The sequence below is a fragment of the Acinetobacter sp. WCHAc060042 genome, assembly GCF_003231195.1.
GTDB lineage: Bacteria > Pseudomonadota > Gammaproteobacteria > Pseudomonadales > Moraxellaceae > Acinetobacter.
The window spans coordinates 1-3,563 of record NZ_QKVN01000084.1 but is presented as its reverse complement, the minus strand read 5'-3'; the positions used below and the strand labels follow the sequence as shown (position 1 = coordinate 3,563).

At 42.1% G+C, this 3,563-nt stretch carries 3 protein-coding genes and 1 pseudogene; all 4 read right to left on the bottom strand.

Features of this window, described 5'->3' with window-relative positions; translation table 11 throughout:
* Nucleotides 1-21 precede the first annotated feature (21 nt).
* Nucleotides 22-816 (bottom strand): glycoside hydrolase family 108 protein, encoded by a 795-nt coding sequence (locus tag DPG01_RS18985; RefSeq protein ID WP_228157026.1) that lies wholly within the window; start codon nt 814-816, stop codon nt 22-24.
* Nucleotides 813-1,094, bottom strand: a complete 282-nt coding sequence (locus DPG01_RS18175; RefSeq protein WP_110975982.1) for a phage holin family protein — start codon at nt 1,092-1,094, stop codon at nt 813-815. The genes DPG01_RS18985 and DPG01_RS18175 overlap by 4 nt, the downstream gene beginning before the upstream one ends.
* Nucleotides 1,095-1,138: 44 nt before the next feature.
* Entirely contained in the window at nt 1,139-2,164 is a 1,026-nt protein-coding gene (locus tag DPG01_RS18170; protein WP_110975981.1) for a hypothetical protein, read from the bottom strand.
* A pseudogene (locus tag DPG01_RS18165) lies at nt 2,157-3,563 on the bottom strand (hypothetical protein); the annotation flags it as partial. The pseudogene DPG01_RS18165 and the gene DPG01_RS18170, both read right to left, overlap by 8 nt.

Sequence of the window (3,563 nt, the reverse complement as noted above, 5' to 3'; positions counted from 1 at the left end):
AGGATGCACAGCAATAAAAGATTAATTATCTTGAGCAGCATATTTCAAGTTATCCGCTACACGATTCGTCCAGCCCTTTCCGTATGTTGGCCATGTTGAAAGTGATGTATAAAACTTCAATCGTTCGGCCGTTAATGAAAGCAGCACATCATTCAGATCGAGTGCATTCACTGCTGCAATTGTTTTAGGTCCAATCATGCCATCAGCTGTCACACCCGCAACCTGTTGAAGCTCAATGATTGCCCTTTTCTTCCCTGCATTAATTGCAAAGTCCCAAAGCTGGAATGTGATTGCAGAATGCAGACCATGACCGCCTAATTTATCCCACCAGTCTTTTTTATAAATTTCTTTGGCTTGGGCCAATGTGATGTTTTTAATATCAAGGTTTGGATAGGTGTTAGCAGCTAAACCAAACTTTGTGCCTTTTAAAGTGCCTACCCCAACCTTTCCGCTTGTCCAGTTCCCCGGATCACGACTGTCATTACTGTACCCACCTTCATGACCAATCAATCGCTGAAAGGCCTGATCAAAGGTAATAGAATTTACTGGTAATGTGGCAAAGCTTAGTAATTGTGGTACAGGATGAATTTCAGGCTGCTTTTTCAAACGTGCGAGCACCATTGCTACACCAACGAAAATCCCCACCCACTCAGCAACGTTTTCAGGAATCTTGTTTTTCAACTCTTGCGGAATCACCTCCCACACACTTAAAAACTGTTCTGAGAATAAAATCAGGGCATAAAAAAAGGCGCTTAATGCGCCTACTTGTACCGACTTGAGTTTCCAAGCCTGTTTCCAGTTTTCAATTAATTTCATTTAATACTCCAAGTGTTTGCTTGGCGTTTAAGCCAAGACTCGATAAATGTACTTCCCAAAATGCCAAGGGCCGATGCAATCGCTAAAAGGCCCAATGGGTTAATGTCTGGTATTTGCAAAACGGCCGCACCAGCAACAGTTGAAGTTGCAGAGCCTAGAATTGTTCGCCCAATCGCTAAGCGCCAAGTGAGTTTTTCATCCGAAACCAAGAGCTTTGCAAAGCCGATACAAGCACCAAGGACAATCAAAAGTAAAAAATTCTTTTCATGCTCTTGCATGAATCCCCCCTAATTTTTGGCAATAAAAAACACCCGGTTGGGTGCTATATGGTTGGTACTAATATTTTGTATGGGTGGTCAGCTGGTAAATTCTGTGTCAATCCGTATTTATGCGCGGCCCAGCCTTCAAGTTTTTGCCGATCTGTATTTGTTACAGCATACGAGCACACAATCAAACATGCGATTTCTACATTTGTCCGTCCAGTCAGCAATGTTCTTGCACCAATTGTCAGTCTATTGTTATAGCCTTGCGAGTCTGCTGAGTTTCCGCCCGATGCTGATATTACACCACTAGATGAAAGTGTTGCATTTTTATATATAGCTTGAGTGTTTCCAGTATAATTAATATCAATTCCTGAAATTAAATACTGCCCTGTATTTATGGTGTCATAAATTACATTCCCAGCATCAGTATCTAACCTTCTTGTTCCAGACGAGAAGCGCCCATCAGCATCAAATCTTGTTGATACCCTTACACCATCGCCAGTGCTAATTGGTGCTGAAAAAACCCAGCCCAACTCAGATGGTGTGCTTATTTTCTTCATAATGCACAGTATAAATGCACCATTCACATTCCTAAAAAGTGCTCCAGCTTCTGTTGTTGAAGAGATTAAATAATCATCAACACCATCGAATCTAAGTGCATTTTTCCCATTGATCGCATTAGAAATTAAAGATGGTCTATAAGATTGGGTTGCTTGTGAAAAGTTAATATTTGCACCAGTGTTTATGTTATTCCAATTTGTTGCAACACTACCTGACGCAACTATTGTTGTATCATCTAACCAAACTTTTGCTGCTATTGATAAATTCTGCGGTGTCCACTCTTTGCCAAAAAGCATTGATTTCTCATCACTCATTTTTTCAAGATTATTTTTTACCGCACCTATCCGCAGATAATATTTTTTACCCGCCACACAATCACTATCAATGTGGGTACGTACATCACCTGCAAAAATTGCTTTTGGCACCGGTAAATTTTCAATATCAATCGGCGTTTCTGAGCAGTAATAACGCTGCTCATCAACAAACCCATCTACTTTCCAATTTAACTCTAAACGATTAGTCATTTTTAAACTCAACTGTCAGGTCATACGGTGCAGAGAAGAATTGCGATAATTCAACTGCATGAGTAAATGGATTTAAACATTCATAGCCATCACGTATAGTTTTAATAACAATTTCAACAGTGCGCGCATCAGCTTGCATCGACGAAATTGGCAATGTGTAACTTGTGGTTCCCGTCACATTGGCATTTGTCGTTGCTAGTTCAAGATCGTTTTCATCTAATTGCGTCAGAACTAAATGCGTTTGTGTGCCTGGTTCAATGGTTACACCACCTTCAAACCAACCCAGAATACTGCCACCTGTTTGCTGTTGTCGATTGCGGTCCACCCAAGTCAAAACTAAGTCGGTTTCAATTTCGGTTGGCCAGTATGCATCGTTGATTTTCACATTTGCTGGAGGATAAGGTCGGTTTGCCAAACCAATCATTTCAATTACGTGTAAACTTGCTGATCCAATCGCAAGTTGTGATGAACCAGTATTCACTAAGGCTTTCACATTGAGCAATTCACCCGCGAAATAATCCGTCTCATCCAGTGCAATGTAATCATCACAGAATAAGATCAGAGAACCTGCAGCATGATCCTGCGGAACGGTGTAGTTCACCCCACGTTTGACCGTAATCTCAGTTTCACTGATAGCAGTCACCGCCATATGCTCATCATTGACCAAGATCCATTTACCCAGCTCAATTTCTTCTAAATCCTCTACTTTTCGAATAGCGAATGTAGATTCCATTTTGCCAATGGCCTGCTCTAATTCTGCACTTGGGCAATAATACAATGTTGCCTTGGAGACATAGCCTGAACCTGAATCCACATAGATCTCAGCCGACATGGCATTTTGTTGACCACGTGGGGCCACCACAGCAACGCGTGACAAAGTAGGCTCATCTGCAAGATCAGCATTCACTTCTGACTCAGTGGCAAATTGCACTGCGTCATAGTATTGAAGCTCAAGTACACGGACATGAGGATTATCAAGCGGCGCTTGATTGGCTGGGTTCTCATAGGGTGGTACATAAGGCACTACAGAGTTCATCGGGGTACTAAACACATCCTCAATGGCTTCGATGGTTGCACCAAAGTTGTGGTCATCCCCATAGTCAATTGAATTGACGCGCATCACCGCCCCATCCACACCATGAGCTGCCCAATTCCAATGAAAGGCATTGCCTTCTTTCAACTGTAATGCAGTGTCGGGATCAACATTGTTTAAAGTCACAATTTTTAAAGGACTGGAAAGCGCTTTTAAATCACGTTCAGCAGCGGTATAAGCCGTCTTGGCATTGGTGAAGCCATCATAAGTCACTGACTTATTCACCAAGCCATTTTGGGCAATGCGTGCAGGATCTTGTGCTGTCACCGTGGCATCTTTGCCTGTTTCTTTCTCCCAATAGGTCAC

Bases quoted from the DNA above. Each gene is read 5' to 3' on its own strand.
- DPG01_RS18170 (WP_110975981.1), bottom strand. From the start codon at position 2,164: ATGACTAATCGTTTAGAGTTAAATTGGAAAGTAGATGGGTTTGTTGAT.
- DPG01_RS18175 (WP_110975982.1), bottom strand. From the start codon at position 1,094: ATGCAAGAGCATGAAAAGAATTTTTTACTTTTGATTGTCCTTGGTGCT.
- DPG01_RS18985 (WP_228157026.1), bottom strand. From the start codon at position 816: ATGAAATTAATTGAAAACTGGAAACAGGCTTGGAAACTCAAGTCGGTA.